The 13,023-nt window shown below is 67.3% G+C and carries 14 protein-coding genes and 1 tRNA gene; 10 read left to right on the top strand and 5 right to left on the bottom strand.

Going from position 1 to position 13,023, the window contains the following annotated elements; all coding sequences use genetic code 11:
* Positions 1-139 precede the first annotated feature (139 nt).
* The 9 genes from HWX08_RS11450 (at position 140) to HWX08_RS11490 (ending at position 6,681) form a co-directional block, all read left to right on the top strand.
* Positions 140-886, top strand: coding sequence for an SDR family NAD(P)-dependent oxidoreductase (locus tag HWX08_RS11450; RefSeq protein ID WP_107312462.1), 747 nt, complete (start codon positions 140-142; stop codon positions 884-886).
* A gap of 100 nt (positions 887-986) precedes the next feature.
* Positions 987-1,472: a tol-pal system-associated acyl-CoA thioesterase gene (gene ybgC, locus HWX08_RS11455; RefSeq protein ID WP_107312463.1), complete on the top strand. Its 486-nt coding sequence runs from the start codon at positions 987-989 to the stop codon at positions 1,470-1,472.
* 130 nt (positions 1,473-1,602) lie between these two features.
* On the top strand, positions 1,603-2,280 hold the full coding sequence (gene tolQ, locus HWX08_RS11460) for a protein TolQ (protein ID WP_006484959.1): 678 nt from the start codon (positions 1,603-1,605) through the stop codon (positions 2,278-2,280).
* 10 nt (positions 2,281-2,290) lie between these two features.
* Complete coding sequence (tolR, locus tag HWX08_RS11465) at positions 2,291-2,740, top strand: protein TolR (protein WP_006484943.1); 450 nt, start codon at positions 2,291-2,293, stop codon at positions 2,738-2,740.
* The gene (tolA, locus tag HWX08_RS11470; protein ID WP_174919605.1) at positions 2,737-3,792 is read left to right on the top strand and encodes a cell envelope integrity protein TolA; all 1,056 of its coding nucleotides are present in this window, start codon (positions 2,737-2,739) and stop codon (positions 3,790-3,792) included. The genes tolR and tolA overlap by 4 nt, the downstream gene beginning before the upstream one ends.
* 109 nt (positions 3,793-3,901) lie before the next feature.
* A complete protein-coding gene (gene tolB, locus HWX08_RS11475) occupies positions 3,902-5,197 on the top strand; it encodes a Tol-Pal system beta propeller repeat protein TolB (protein ID WP_069255880.1) in 1,296 nt (431 codons plus the stop codon).
* Between the two features lie 17 nt (positions 5,198-5,214).
* Positions 5,215-5,727: a peptidoglycan-associated lipoprotein Pal gene (gene pal / locus HWX08_RS11480; RefSeq protein ID WP_006484980.1), complete on the top strand. Its 513-nt coding sequence runs from the start codon at positions 5,215-5,217 to the stop codon at positions 5,725-5,727.
* Positions 5,728-5,746: 19 nt separating this feature from the next.
* On the top strand, positions 5,747-6,496 hold the full coding sequence (gene ybgF / locus HWX08_RS11485) for a tol-pal system protein YbgF (protein WP_107312465.1): 750 nt from the start codon (positions 5,747-5,749) through the stop codon (positions 6,494-6,496).
* 108 nt (positions 6,497-6,604) lie between these two features.
* Positions 6,605-6,681 (top strand) — tRNA-Lys (locus HWX08_RS11490).
* A gap of 200 nt (positions 6,682-6,881) precedes the next feature.
* Here the strand turns inward: HWX08_RS11490 and HWX08_RS11495 are convergent.
* From HWX08_RS11495 to HWX08_RS11515, 5 genes are all read right to left on the bottom strand, one after another.
* Positions 6,882-9,203 (bottom strand): NHL repeat-containing protein, encoded by a 2,322-nt coding sequence (locus HWX08_RS11495; RefSeq protein ID WP_174919607.1) that lies wholly within the window; start codon positions 9,201-9,203, stop codon positions 6,882-6,884.
* Positions 9,204-9,280: 77 nt separating this feature from the next.
* Positions 9,281-10,363, bottom strand: coding sequence for a beta-propeller fold lactonase family protein (locus HWX08_RS11500; RefSeq protein ID WP_174919608.1), 1,083 nt, complete (start codon positions 10,361-10,363; stop codon positions 9,281-9,283).
* A gap of 69 nt (positions 10,364-10,432) precedes the next feature.
* The gene (locus tag HWX08_RS11505; RefSeq protein WP_174919610.1) at positions 10,433-10,885 is read right to left on the bottom strand and encodes a hypothetical protein; all 453 of its coding nucleotides are present in this window, start codon (positions 10,883-10,885) and stop codon (positions 10,433-10,435) included.
* Between the two features lie 120 nt (positions 10,886-11,005).
* A complete protein-coding gene (gene yiaA / locus HWX08_RS11510; protein WP_174919612.1) occupies positions 11,006-11,449 on the bottom strand; it encodes an inner membrane protein YiaA in 444 nt (147 codons plus the stop codon).
* Positions 11,450-11,551: 102 nt separating this feature from the next.
* Positions 11,552-12,499, bottom strand: coding sequence for a cupin domain-containing protein (locus HWX08_RS11515; RefSeq protein ID WP_174919614.1), 948 nt, complete (start codon positions 12,497-12,499; stop codon positions 11,552-11,554).
* 129 nt (positions 12,500-12,628) lie between these two features.
* Between HWX08_RS11515 and HWX08_RS11520 the strand changes: the two genes are divergently transcribed.
* Positions 12,629-12,958, top strand: coding sequence for a carboxymuconolactone decarboxylase family protein (locus tag HWX08_RS11520; protein ID WP_044844086.1), 330 nt, complete (start codon positions 12,629-12,631; stop codon positions 12,956-12,958).
* The last annotated feature ends 65 nt before the right edge of the window (positions 12,959-13,023 follow it).

Here is a 13,023-nt window from a genome sequence, read left to right on the forward strand (position 1 = left end):
GCACGGCAGTGCGCCGGAGATAATTGGGGCCGGATTCTACGCGCCCGTGCCGGAACGCTTTGGCGCCTTGCCGCGGTGCGGCAATCTCAGTAGGCTTGCGGGATACCACCCGCTATTTTGTCATCGACCAGGAGCAGCAATGATCGTGTTCGTCACAGGCGCGTCCGCCGGCTTCGGCGCCGCCATCGCCCGTGCCTTCGTCAATGGAGGCCACCGCGTCGTCGCGACCGCGCGCCGCAAGGATCGTCTCGATGCGCTCGCCGCCGAACTCGGCGATGCCCTTCTGCCGCTCGAGCTCGACGTGCGCGATCGCGCGGCCGTCGAGGCCGTGCCGGCCGCCCTTCCCGCCGATTTCGCAGCGCTCGACGTGCTCGTCAACAACGCCGGCCTCGCGCTCGGCGTCGAGCCGGCCCAAAAGGCCAGCCTCGACGAATGGCACACGATGATCGACACGAACTGCACGGGCCTCGTCACGGTCACGCACGCGCTGCTGCCCGGCATGATCGAGCGCGGCCGCGGGCACATCTTCAATATCGGCTCGGTCGCGGGTTCGTACCCTTATGCGGGCGGGAACGTCTACGGCGCCACCAAGGCTTTCGTCAGACAATTCAGCCTGAACCTGCGCGCGGACCTGCTCGGCACGCCGCTGCGCGTCACCGACATCGAGCCGGGTCTCTGCGGCGGCACCGAATTCTCGAACGTCCGCTATCGCGGCGACGACGCGAAAGCGGCGAACGTCTACCACAACGTCCAGCCGCTGATGCCCGAAGACATCGCCGATACGATCTACTGGATCGCGACGCGCCCGGCCCACGTCAACATCAACGCGATCGAGCTGATGCCGATCGCGCAGGCACCCGGCGGCCCGACCGTCCACCGCGGCTGAAGCCCGCGGGCCGGCCTGTTCGGGCCGGTCCGCGGCGTGCTACGGCATACTACATTCCGTTACGAATCGGTTACGAATCAGGCCCCGGCCTTCCGGTAGAATGCGCGCCATGACTCAGCCTACCCGCTCCCCGGAAGCGCCCTCCGGCTTCATCTGGCCGGTGCGCGTCTACTACGAGGATACCGACGCAGGCGGCATCGTCTTCTATGCCAACTACCTGAAGTTCTTCGAACGCGCCCGCACCGAGTGGCTGCGCGCCTGCGGCATCGACCAGCGTCGGCTCGCCGACGACACCGGCGCGATCTTCGTCGTGCGCAGCACGTCGCTCGACTACCGCGCACCGGCGCGACTCGACGACACGCTGGCGATCACGAACCGGCCGGCGCGCATCGGCCGCGCGTCGGTGGAATTCATGCAGGAAGCCTGGTGTGGCGACACGCTGCTCGTGGCCGGACACATCCGCCTCGGCTGCGTCGACCGTACCGGCATCCGGCCCGCGGCCATCCCGCCGCCCGTGCTCGACGCGCTGCACCGTGGGCCCATCGTCGACGACGCGCAGCGTCCACTGTCAACGAAGCTCGCGTGAGCGCCGTTTAGACAAAGCCTATGAACTTGCCTTTCTGATTCGATACTAAGCAAGGTTCGGCGCCAGGCATGGCCGGCGCGCCGCGCCGCACGCATACCCGGCGCCCCGAAGGGACGTTACTCAAACCTCTATGAATACTTCTCAAGACCTGTCGATCATTTCCCTCGTCCTCAACGCGAGCGTGCTGGCCCAGGCCGTGATGGGGCTGCTGCTGCTGCTGTCGCTGATGTCGTGGACATTCATCTTCCGCAAGTGGTTCGCGATCCGCCGCGCACGCGCGCAGACCGAACGCTTCGAGAAGGATTTCTGGTCGGGCGGCGACCTGCAGGCGCTGTACCAGAGCGCAGCGAACAACCGCCACACGATCGGCGCGCTCGAGCGGATCTTCGAATCGGGCATGCGCGAGTTCCTGAAAGCGAAGGAAAAGCGCCTCAGCGATCCGGGCCTCGTGCTCGACGGCGCACGCCGCGCGATGCGCGCGTCGTTCCAGCGTGAAATGGACGTGCTCGAAGCAAACCTCGCGTTCCTCGCATCGGTCGGCTCGGTCAGCCCGTACATCGGTCTGTTCGGCACGGTCTGGGGGATCATGAACTCGTTCCGCGGCCTCGCGAACGTGCAGCAGGCCACGCTCGCGAACGTCGCGCCGGGCATCGCCGAGGCGCTCGTCGCCACCGCGATCGGCCTGTTCGCCGCGATCCCGGCGGTGGTCGCGTACAACCGTTACGCGCACGACATCGACCGCCTCGCGATCCGCTTCGAGACCTTCATCGAAGAGTTCTCGAACATCCTGCAGCGTCAGGCCCAGTAAGGAGCGCGCCATGGCAGGAAGCCCCATCCGATCCAGCATGCGCGGCGGCCGCTCGCGCCGCGCAATGGCCGACATCAACGTCGTGCCGTACATCGACGTGATGCTGGTGCTGCTCGTGATCTTCATGGTCACCGCACCGCTCGTCGCCCCGTCGATCATCAACCTGCCGACCGTCGGCAACGCCGCGCCGCAGGAGCAGACGCCGCCCGTCGTCGTCAACATCAAGGCCGACCGCACGATGAGCGTCAAGTACAAGGGCGACTCGGGCGCGACGCAGGAAGACACGATGACGAAGGCCGAGCTCGACAGCTTCATCTCGGCCCGGCAGGCCGATCACCCCGACCAGCCGGTCGTGATCGCAGCCGACAAGACCGTGCAGTACGATGCCGTCATGACCGTGATGTCCGATCTGAAGGCGCGCGGCGTCAAGCGCGTCGGCCTCCTCGTCAAATCGCAATGAACCGGCAGCAATCCTCGCGCAGTACCGCCTACCCGCCTCGCCCTCCCCGCGAGCGCGGCACCGGGCGCGCATTCGCGCTCGCCGCGCTGATGCACGTGCTGCTCGCGCTGTTTCTCTATCACGGCGTGCAGTGGCAGAACAGCACGCCGGCCGGCGCCGAAGCCGAGCTGTGGACCGAGGTGCCCGACGTCGCCGTGCCGCGGCCCGTCGTCACGCCCACGCCGCCCGTGAAGGTCGCGCCGCCGCCTCCCCCGGTGCGCGACGAGCAGGCCGACATCGCGCTGCAGCAGAAGAAGCGGCAGCAGGAAGCGGCCGCGCGTGAAGCGCTGCTCGAACAGCAGCGCCGCGCACAGCAACTGAAGGCCCAGCAGGAAGAGGAAGCCCGGCGTGCGCAACTCGCGGCGCAGCAGGCAGCCGCCCTCGCCGCGCAGAAGGCCGCGGAACGCGACAAGCAGAAGCAGGCCGACAAGCTCAAGCAACAGCAGCTCGCGGAGCAGCAGAAGCTCGAACAGCAGAAACTCCAGCAGCAGAAGCAGGCGCAGCTCGAAGCGCAGCAGGCGGCGAAGGCGAAGGCCGACGCGGCCGCGAAGGCGAAGGCGGAAGCGCAGGCCAAGGCGAAGGCCGAAGCCGCGGCGCGCGCGAAGGCCACCGCGGCGGCGAACGCGAAGCTCGACCGCGAGCGCAGCGCGCGTCTCGCCCAGATGCAGGGCCTGTCCGGCGCCGGCGAAGGCGGCGGCGAAGGCCTCGCGAAAAGCGGCACGGGCACGGGCTCCGGCGGCCATGCCGCGACGCCCGGCTATGCCGACAAGGTGCGCCGCCGCGTCAAACCGAACATCGTTTGGGGCGGCGAGCGGGCAGGCCTGACCACCGTCGTCAAGATTCGGTGCACGCCGTCCGGTGACGTATTGAGCGCATCGGTTTCCCGTTCCAGCGGGAATTCGGGGTGGGATCAAGCCGTGGTCAATGCGATCCACGCATCGGTCCCGTTGCCGCCCGATTCTAACGGTCGTACCCCGTCTGACATTACGATTACCTTCAAGGCGGCGGAGTGAAAGGAAATGCGCTTACACTCCGGGCGTCGCGGTCGGACGGGAACGAATCGGGTATTTTTACTGTCTCTGCCGTTGCGCAGCGATCCAAGCCATACGGGAAGCAAGAAGCATGAGTTTGATGACAAAGCTAGGTTTCAGGGCACTCGTGGCCTCGTGTCTGATTACGGCGGGCAGCGCCGCTAACGCTCAGGTCAACGTGCTGATCACCGGGGTCGGCTCGACCCAGTTCCCCATCGCCACCGCGAATTTCGCGAACGAGGCGAACCTGCCGCAGCAGGTCACGTCGATCGTCCGTGCCGACCTCGCCCGCAGCGGCAAATTCACCAACATCGACGCAGGCAGCACGCCCGTGCCGGAAACGGCATCGGTCGATCTCGGTGCGTGGAAGGCCAAGGGCGCGAATGCGTTCGTCGCCGGCAGCGTGAACCGCGAGGCGAACGGCCAGTACAAGGTCAACTTCATCCTGTACGACACCGTGAAGCAGCAAAGCCTCGGCGGCCTGTCGCTGACGGCCACCGACACCACGCTGCGCACGGCCGGCCACAAGATCGCCGACTACATCTACCAGAAGCTGCTCGGCGTGCGCGGCGTGTTCGCCACGCGCCTGTCGTACGTGATTAAGACCGGCAACCGCTACCAGCTGCAGATTTCGGATTCGGACGGCCAGAACGCGCGCATCGCGCTGTCGAGCACGGAGCCGATCATCTCGCCGTCCTGGTCGCCGAGCGGCACGAAGGTCGCGTACGTGTCGTTCGAGCGCAAGAAGCCGATCGTCTACATCCACGACCTGCCGACCGGCCGCCGCTACATCGTCTCCGACCAGAAGGGCAACAACAGCGCACCGGCATGGTCGCCGGACAGCAACACGCTGGCCGTCGCGCTGTCGCTCACGGGCAATACGCAAATCTATACGGTCAACTCGACGGGCGGCGGCCTGCGCCGCCTCACGCAGAGCAGCTCGATCGACACCGAGCCGTTCTACTCGCCGGACGGTCGCTGGATCTACTTCACGAGCGATCGCGGCGGCGCGCCGCAGATCTACCGGATGCCCGCACAGGGTGAAAGCGCCGGTGCCGCGCAGCGCGTGACCTTCACCGGCAGCTACAACACGAGTCCGCGTATCAGCCCGGACGGCAAGCTGCTCGCTTACATCTCCCGCACGGGCGGGGGCTTCAAGCTGTACGTTCAGGATCTGCAGACCGGCGCGGCGAACGCCATCACGAATACGAATCGCGACGAATCGCCGAGCTTCGCGGCAAACGGCCAGTACCTTCTGTACGCCACCCAGTCGGGTGGTCGCAATGTTCTGGCAGCAGTGCCCTCCGACGGCAGCGCGCCGCCGCAGATCCTGTCCGTCCAGGGCGGCTCCGTACGTGAGCCGTCGTGGGGGCCCTTCATGCAATGACCACAAGGAGAGTAACCATGATGTCGAATAAAGCTCGTCTGGCCCTGGCCGTGATGATGATCAGCGCGCTCGCAGCGTGCAAGTCGGGCGTGAAGCTCGACGACAAGGCAAACAACGCGGGCGCGGTCAGCACGCAGCCGAGCGCCGACAACGTCGCGCAAGTGAACGTCGATCCGCTGAACGACCCGAACAGCCCGCTCGCGAAGCGCAGCATCTACTTCGACTTCGACAGCTATTCGGTGAAGGACGAGTACCAGCCGCTGATGCAGCAGCACGCTCAGTACCTGAAGAGCCACCCGCAGCGCCACGTGCTGATCCAGGGCAACACCGACGAACGCGGCACGAGCGAGTACAACCTCGCGCTGGGCCAGAAGCGTGCGGAAGCCGTGCGTCGTGCGATGGCACTGCTCGGCGTGAACGACTCGCAGATGGAAGCCGTGAGCCTCGGCAAGGAAAAGCCGCAGGCAACGGGTCACGACGAAGCATCGTGGGCGCAGAACCGTCGCGCCGACCTCGTCTACCAACAGTAAGTAACGGAAGAATCGCCGTATGACGCACCGTGTAACCTGGCTGCGCGTTGCCGCAGCATTCTGCGTCGCCGGCGCGGCGTGGTCGGCCGCGCCGGCGCACGCCGGCGTGTTCGACGACAACGAAGCGCGCCGCGCCGTGCTCGATCTGCGCAGTAAAACCGACAACCTGGCGAGCCAGTTGTCCGCCGCCCAGCGTACGATCCTCGATCAATCCGGCCGTATCGACCAGCTGAACCAGCAGGTCGCGACGCTGCGCGGCGAGAACGAGGACCTGACGAACCGGCTGACGACGCTCGAACGGCAGCAGAAGGAGTACTACCAGGATCTCGACACGCGACTCAAGAAGTTCGAGCCGCAGCAGGCGACGATCGATGGTGTCGAAGGCACCGTGCAGCCGGGTGAAACGGATGCGCTCAACGCGGCGCAACAGCAGTTCCGCAACGGCAACTTCAAGGCAGCCGCGGCTTCGTTCCGCGCGTTCATCTCGAAGTATCCGCAGAGCCCTTACCAGCCGACCGCGCAGTACTGGTACGGCAATGCGCAATACGCGCTGCGCGATTACCGCGGTTCGACGGCAACGTGGCAAGGGATCGTCAGCAAGTTCCCGCAGCATCCGCGCGCAGCCGACGCACTCGTGGCAATCGGCACGAACCAGCTCGAGCAAGGCCAGAAGGCGGCCGCGAAGAAGACGTTCGAGCAGGTCGTTTCGCAGTACGCCGGGTCGAACGCGGCGCAGACGGCGCAGGGCAAGCTTGAAACGATCAAATAATTATCGTGACGGGTTGTTGACAGCCTGATAACCCGTCGCTATAATCTTTTGCTCTTTGGGTCGTTGCAAAAGTTGTTGAAGCAACGAGCCAACAGGTTTCAAGAACGTGGGGTGGTAACTCAGTTGGTTAGAGTATCTGACTTTTAATCAGAGAGTCGAGGGTTCGAGTCCCTCCCACCCTACCAACTATCTTCGATAGTGCAATTAAAGCCTCCCAAGTGGAGGCTTTTTTGCGTCTGTCGCATTGTCGAGCAACGCGCCCCTCTCTGCCGGCGACCGCTGCCCCGATGCAAACGCACCGCATGCCGATCGACGTCACACCCGACTGCGACGACACTCGCCGGCGCAGCCTGACCGCACCGGCAAGCATCGATCGCGTCGTCCGTCACGGCTGTCGCACGCTGGCCTCCACGGCCTTCTCCAATGTCGCCGCCGCAACCGGCACCTGCGCCGCGGCAGCGCCCGGTGCGCGCAATCGCATGATCCCCTCGTCGCCGACTTCCACGAACAGATCGCCGTTCGGCGCGACGACCATCCCCGCCGGACGATTCAGCGACCCCGGCAATGCGCCCGGTCGATTGCCGCGTGATCCGAGTTGCCCGGCGATCACCGCCGCGTCGCCCTTCGCGTCGATCCGCAGCACGGTATGGTTTCCGCTGTCGCTCACGTACACGTTGCCGCTCGCATCGGCCGCGATCCGGTCGGGCATGCACCACGTCCAGTCGCAACTGATCAGGTTGTTCGTCAGCCGGTCTTCCTCGTCGCGCGACTTCGCATTCGCCAGCGCGCCGTAGTACGCGTGCTCCGCAGCCGGCCACGGCCCGGGCAGGAAATGGATGCGGTGGGTGCCGGTCGCGGGGTCGATCTGCCAGATCACGTCGCGACTCAGTACGTAGAGCTGTCCTTGCGGGCCGATCGCCAGATCCTCGTAGCTGCCCGGCCGTCGCCCGCTTGCGACGAAGCGTTCGACGTCTTCGCGCGAAATCTTGTATTGCTGCGCCTCGCGCGCCACCGTCGCGACCGTTCCCGTCGAGAAGTCGAGCCGGCGGATACTCGCGCCGTGGCCGGCCACGTAAGGGCTGTCGTCGAGTACGTACAGCCGGCCATCGCGATCGAAGCGCAGGTAACGCGGCCGCCAGAACGTTGCCTGCGCAAACGCGCCGTCGACCCGCGTCTCGTCGCTGACCTTACCGCTCACCGTCTGCACGTCGCCGCGCGAATCGATACGCCGGATCAGCGCATTGCCGCTGTCGGCGACATAGAGGTTGCCCGCCGCGTCCAGCGCAAGCCCCGACGGATAGCGAAAGCGCGCGGTCAGGCGCGGCCCGTCGTTGCGCCCCTTGACGTCCGGCGCGCCGGCCCACAGCTCGCTCTTGCCGTCGGGCGCAATCCGGTAGATCGCATCGTCTAGCCGGTCGACGTAGTAGATCGTGCCGTCGGCGGCCACCGCGAAATCGTCGTCGACCGACCCCGGCAACCGCACGCGCTTCGCGTCGGCGGTGCCGGTCACCAGCAGCGCATCGCCGCGGTTGCTCACACCGGCGTAGGCGAGCAGGCGGCCGTCCGGCGCCGCCTGCAGCACGACCTCGCCGCTGCCCGTCGTGACCAGCCAGCGGCCCGATCCGTCGATCGCCAGCGACGTCAGGTCGCGATCATCCGAGCGTCCGCGCTGCAACGCAGGCTGCGCGATGCGCACGGTCGCGCCCGGCTTGCCGTCGGCACCGATCGCCGAGATCGACCGCGCCGTGGCCGCGATCATCTGCCCCGCGCCATCGAACGCCAGCGCGATGTAATCGGGATCGTCGCGCGTATCGCTTGATTCGGGCTGCTTGTCATTTTCGCTCGCCGGCGCCATGCCGATGAACGGCACGCTTGCGGCCAGTGCCGCGACCGGACCCGGCTCCGGCGGCATGCGAACCGGCACCGCCGACGACGCATCATCCCGCGCATCGGCGGTCTTGCACGAGGACGACGGCGAGTAGCCGCTCGGCGTCACATGGCCGAACGCCTTGCCGTCGGTGATCCAGATCGCACCGTCCGGGCTCGCCGCGATCGCGCGGATCCCCGATGGCGTGCAATCGCCGTCGGGCTGCTTCCACGTCGCCACCGATCCGTCGGCGCCGACGATGCGCAAATGCCCCGAATACTGTTCGAGCGTCCAGAGCCGGCCCTGCCCGTCCAGCGCGATGACATCCGGGTGATCGAGCTGACCGACGCCGCGCGGGCCATCCGCGTCGCCCGACTGGCCCGGCACGCCGGCGATCGTCGCGACGGTGCCGTCAGGCCGGATCGCGCGCACCAGCGAGTTGCCGGTGTCGGCCACATAGACGGTGCCGTCCGGCGCGTGCACGGCATCGCCGGGCTGGTCGAAGCGCGCGGCGCCAGACACGCCGTCCTGGTACGCGCGCACGCCGCTGCGACCGGCCAGCGTCGTCACATGGCCTTGCGTATCGATATGTCGCACGGTCGACGCGTACTTGTCCGCCACGAGCACGCCGCCGTCCCGGTCGGCATGCAGCCGCAGGCCGCCGGCAAAGCGGGCGCTCGTACCGGCACCGTCGAGATTGCCTTCCGAACCGGGTGTGCCAGCCACCCACTCGAGCGACGGCCCGCCTGCCTGCGGAAAGTTACCGCACGCGCTCAGCAGCACGGCCACGGCCGCGCAGGCTGCGATACGCACGCCGAACCCGTTTGCATTCCGGATCATCTTTGTCTCCTCGCCATTCCATGTGCGCCGGTTGCCGGCATGCGCATTGCGCGGGCAAGCCGGCCGACTCCCGTCATTCATTGCGCCGCGGCCTGCTCGGCCGGCCGGCAAAACAGCTCGCCACTGGCGGCCACATAGTCGGTGAGCCGCCCCGGGTCGCGTATATCGAACAGCGACACGCTGCCGGCCTGGCTCGCATTGAGCACCGCGAGCCGGCTGCCGTCCGGATTGAACGCCAGCGCAAGCGGCCATTCGCCGGTGCGATAGGCGGCACGCAGCAGGCCCGTCGTGCGATCGACGACCAGCACCGTGTTCTCCTGCGGCAAGCTGAACGCGATCAGATGACCGTCCGGACTGAACGCGAAGCGGTAGCTCGTCAGCGCACGGCAATACTGCGCGGCCTGGCGCGGCTTCAGCGTGTTCGCATCGTAGATCGCGATGCCGTCGCGAAACAGCGCAACCAGTTCGCCGGAGCCCGGTTCGACCGCCACGTCGAACGCGTCGGCATCGGCAATCGTGCCGACCTGCGCGCGCGTCTGCGTATCGAATGCGTCGATGCCGCCCGCCACGCCGTTCGTGACGAACAGGCGCCGCCCGTCCGCCGACAGCGCAAGCGCAGCCGGGCGGCCGAACGGTTGGTTGCCGGCGCTGCCGCCGTTCAGCGCAATCGGCTTGCCGACCGTGCGGAACGTCGCGAGATCGATGACGGATACCGAGTTGGCCACCACGTTCAGCACGTAGGCGCGCGCGCCGTCCGGCGACACCGCGACAGCCTGCGGAAAGCGCTGCACCTTCGCGACGCTGTCGATCTGCCCGCTGTCGAGGTCGAGCTTCGCCAGCGAATCGGGACGCATCGAGCTGACATACGCATGACGCTCGTCGGCCGCGATCGCAATACCCGTCGCTCCCATCCCGCGGCAGAAGTTGTCGGGACAGCCATCCTTCGCAACCTTCGCCGGTCGCTCGCCAAGGTCACGCATGCGCTGCCCGGCCGCAACGTCGATCACCGCGACGGTGTTGTCGCCGTTGCTGGCGACATACAGCCGCTTGCCGTCCGGCCCGAACGCGATGCCGGCCGGCTCGTTCCCGACCGCAATGACGCCCGGCGCAGCGGGTGCCGTCTGCGCGCACGCGCCGGCCGCCAGCATCGAAAGCACCATGGCAAGCACGGCCCGATGCAGCACCCGCGGTTTGAAATCGACTCTCACGCTCTTTCTCCCGGAAGAGGGTCACACGGCATCGAACGATGCGTCCGCGCACGCTCGCGTCCCGCAGCACGCCACCCTATCCCGCGTACGGATTGTCGTCGAGCGGCTCGGAGGGAATTGCACGAACACGTCGCGCCGAAACGCGTCGTTCTTTGCGTCGTAATTGCCGGTGCTCACGCCGATCTCGACGAAGTCGACCGGGCGGGCGCCCAGCGCGGCAATCTCCGCGCACGTATAGGCCGGCAGGCCGTCGTGCGCGATGATCCATTGCGCGAGTGACGCGGGCCGCACGGTCTGCTTCGACAGCGCCGATACGACGCGCTTCAGACCGTCGACGGCCTGTGCGCCCTCCGCCGCCGCGCCGGTCGTCCGTCTCCCGCACGAGCACGGCGTTCGCCGCCCTCGTACGCGCTGCGCGCAGGTGCGCCGCGTGGTTTCCGCGCAGTCAGGCATCCGGAATATCACCCTCGTCATGCGCACCGGCGCGGATGAAACGAATGGGCGAGAAACCCGCCGCACTGCAACGATTGCAGGTCGCCCGCGCGTCGTCGTCGCGAAACGGGCAGCGCTGCAACGCGCCCGCTTCGCGTGGCGTCACTCCTGGACGGACGGCGCCGAATCGGCGTCGGTATAGCGCGGCTTCGCGTTCTGCAGGTCACGCGTATTCTTCTGCACGGCGACCGCACCGAATAGCGCGAGCACGAACGACATCGCGTAGAAGCCCTTCTCGCTCAATTGCAGCGTCGCGTTGAAGAGACCGACGACCAGCAGCGCGATCGACAGCAGCAGCGCGATCCAGCTGAGGCCGTAGTAGATGCCGGTGACGGGAATGCCTTCCGCGCGGTCGCGAACGCTCTTCTGCAGCGAGATCGCCGCATAGAGGCCGAACGCCAGCACGGTGAAGTAGTAGCCCTTCTCGTTGAGCTGCATGCCGGCGTTCCAGAGCCCGATCAGGAATGCCGCGAAACCGGCGAGCAGTGCGGCCCACGACGCGGCCACGAACGCGAACGACGGTTGCTGGATGGTGGTCTGGTTCATTGCTTTGCCCTCTCTTTCTTCTTGTTCGAAATCATTTTCGTTGAACTGCGTGTCGCGCATGGTAGCAGCTTTGGTACGCGGCAAGACCGCTTGCTTGCAGTCTTACGGTTCGCGCTGCGCCCGTCGCCAGCGGCCCGGCGTCGTGCCGAGCACCGCGCGAAACGCCTTGCCGAACGCGGCCTCGGACTGGTAGCCGACCGCCTGCCCGATCTCCGCCTGCCCGCGCTGCGTGTCCTGCAGCAGCGCGCACGCATGCATCATCCGGATCTGCGCGACGAACGCGCCGACACTCATCCCGGCCCGCTCGCGGAAATGCCGCGCGTACGTCGCACGCGACATCGCGGCTGCGTCGCCGAGCGACTCGACCGTCCACGGTTTCTCGGGCGCCTGCAGCACGGCCTGGACCGACGGGCCGAGCCGCGCGTCGGCTGCCAGCGCGAGCCAGCCGGACGGCACGCGCGCGCCGCGGCCGTATGCGCGCAACGCATACGCGAGCAGCGCCTGGCCGAGCGCATTCACGATCGCACCCGCGCCCGGCTGCGCGTTCGACGCCTCGGCGCGCAGCACGCTCGTCAGTAGTTGCAGCGGCGCGAACCCCGATGCCTCGCGCAACCCGACATGCAGCACGTGCGGCAGCGTGCGCATCAGCAGCTCGCCCGCGCCGCGCGCATAGACGAACCGCCCGCACAGCAGGTCCACGCTCGCGCCGTCCGGTTCGGCCGGATCGAGATTCGACATGACCGGCAGCACCGCGCCGCCGCCCGCGCCCCGTTCGCGCAGCGCCGCGGCCGGTCGCGACCGGCCGGCGCCCGCGTCGAGCAGGTCGTGCGCGCCACCGGCGGGCAGCAGCACGAAATCGCCGTCGGCGAGCTGCAGCGTGCGCCCGTCCGCGGTACGCAACCGGCACGTTCCGGCCAGCACGAGATGAAACACCGCTTCGCCGGGCGGCAGCGGGTCGTGCGGCATCGCGAACGGCCCGTCGAGCAGGCAGCGCACGTCGAGCTCGACATGGCTGCGGCCCAGCGACAGCAGTTGACTCAGAGCATCCATGAGACGATCGCGCTAAAAATTGACACTGTAGCGTATCGAAACCCTCAGCGCGAACGATCAGAATGGTCCTGCATCGCCCGATAGCGCGGCGCCCGCCGCTCTCGTCACCTCTTCTCGAAAGGATGCATCATGCTGAACTGGAACGAATACCGGAAGGAACTCACGACGCGCATCGGCGACATCGCCAAGCTGTCGCCCGATACGCTGGCCGGCTACAAGGCGCTGTCCGGCGCCGGCGCCAAGACGGGCCATCTCGACGCGAAGACGCGCGAGCTGATCGCGCTCGCGGTCGCCGTCACGACGCGCTGCGACGGCTGTATCGCCGTGCACACCGCGGAAGCGGCCAAGCATGGCGCAACCAAGGAGGAAGTGGCGGAAGCGCTCGGCGTCGCGATTGCGCTGAACGCGGGCGCGGCGCTCGTCTATTCGGCGCGCGTGATGGACGCGCTCGGCGAGTGAGCCTGGACGGCCGCGGCGCTGCCGTCAGGTGGCGGCGCCCGGCCGCATGGAACGCATGACCGCTG

It is taken from the genome of Burkholderia metallica (genome assembly GCF_902832845.1).
GTDB lineage: Bacteria > Pseudomonadota > Gammaproteobacteria > Burkholderiales > Burkholderiaceae > Burkholderia > Burkholderia metallica.

Coding starts and splice junctions, on each gene's coding strand:
- tolB (WP_069255880.1), top strand. CDS start 3,902: ATGAGTTTGATGACAAAGCTAGGTTTCAGGGCACTCGTGGCCTCGTGT.
- HWX08_RS11515 (WP_174919614.1), bottom strand. CDS start 12,499: ATGGATGCTCTGAGTCAACTGCTGTCGCTGGGCCGCAGCCATGTCGAG.
- HWX08_RS11505 (WP_174919610.1), bottom strand. CDS start 10,885: ATGACGAGGGTGATATTCCGGATGCCTGACTGCGCGGAAACCACGCGG.
- HWX08_RS11500 (WP_174919608.1), bottom strand. CDS start 10,363: ATGGTGCTTTCGATGCTGGCGGCCGGCGCGTGCGCGCAGACGGCACCC.
- yiaA (WP_174919612.1), bottom strand. CDS start 11,449: ATGAACCAGACCACCATCCAGCAACCGTCGTTCGCGTTCGTGGCCGCG.
- ybgC (WP_107312463.1), top strand. CDS start 987: ATGCGCGCCATGACTCAGCCTACCCGCTCCCCGGAAGCGCCCTCCGGC.
- tolA (WP_174919605.1), top strand. CDS start 2,737: ATGAACCGGCAGCAATCCTCGCGCAGTACCGCCTACCCGCCTCGCCCT.
- tolQ (WP_006484959.1), top strand. CDS start 1,603: ATGAATACTTCTCAAGACCTGTCGATCATTTCCCTCGTCCTCAACGCG.
- ybgF (WP_107312465.1), top strand. CDS start 5,747: ATGACGCACCGTGTAACCTGGCTGCGCGTTGCCGCAGCATTCTGCGTC.
- HWX08_RS11520 (WP_044844086.1), top strand. CDS start 12,629: ATGCTGAACTGGAACGAATACCGGAAGGAACTCACGACGCGCATCGGC.
- pal (WP_006484980.1), top strand. CDS start 5,215: ATGATGTCGAATAAAGCTCGTCTGGCCCTGGCCGTGATGATGATCAGC.
- HWX08_RS11495 (WP_174919607.1), bottom strand. CDS start 9,203: ATGATCCGGAATGCAAACGGGTTCGGCGTGCGTATCGCAGCCTGCGCG.
- tolR (WP_006484943.1), top strand. CDS start 2,291: ATGGCAGGAAGCCCCATCCGATCCAGCATGCGCGGCGGCCGCTCGCGC.
- HWX08_RS11450 (WP_107312462.1), top strand. CDS start 140: ATGATCGTGTTCGTCACAGGCGCGTCCGCCGGCTTCGGCGCCGCCATC.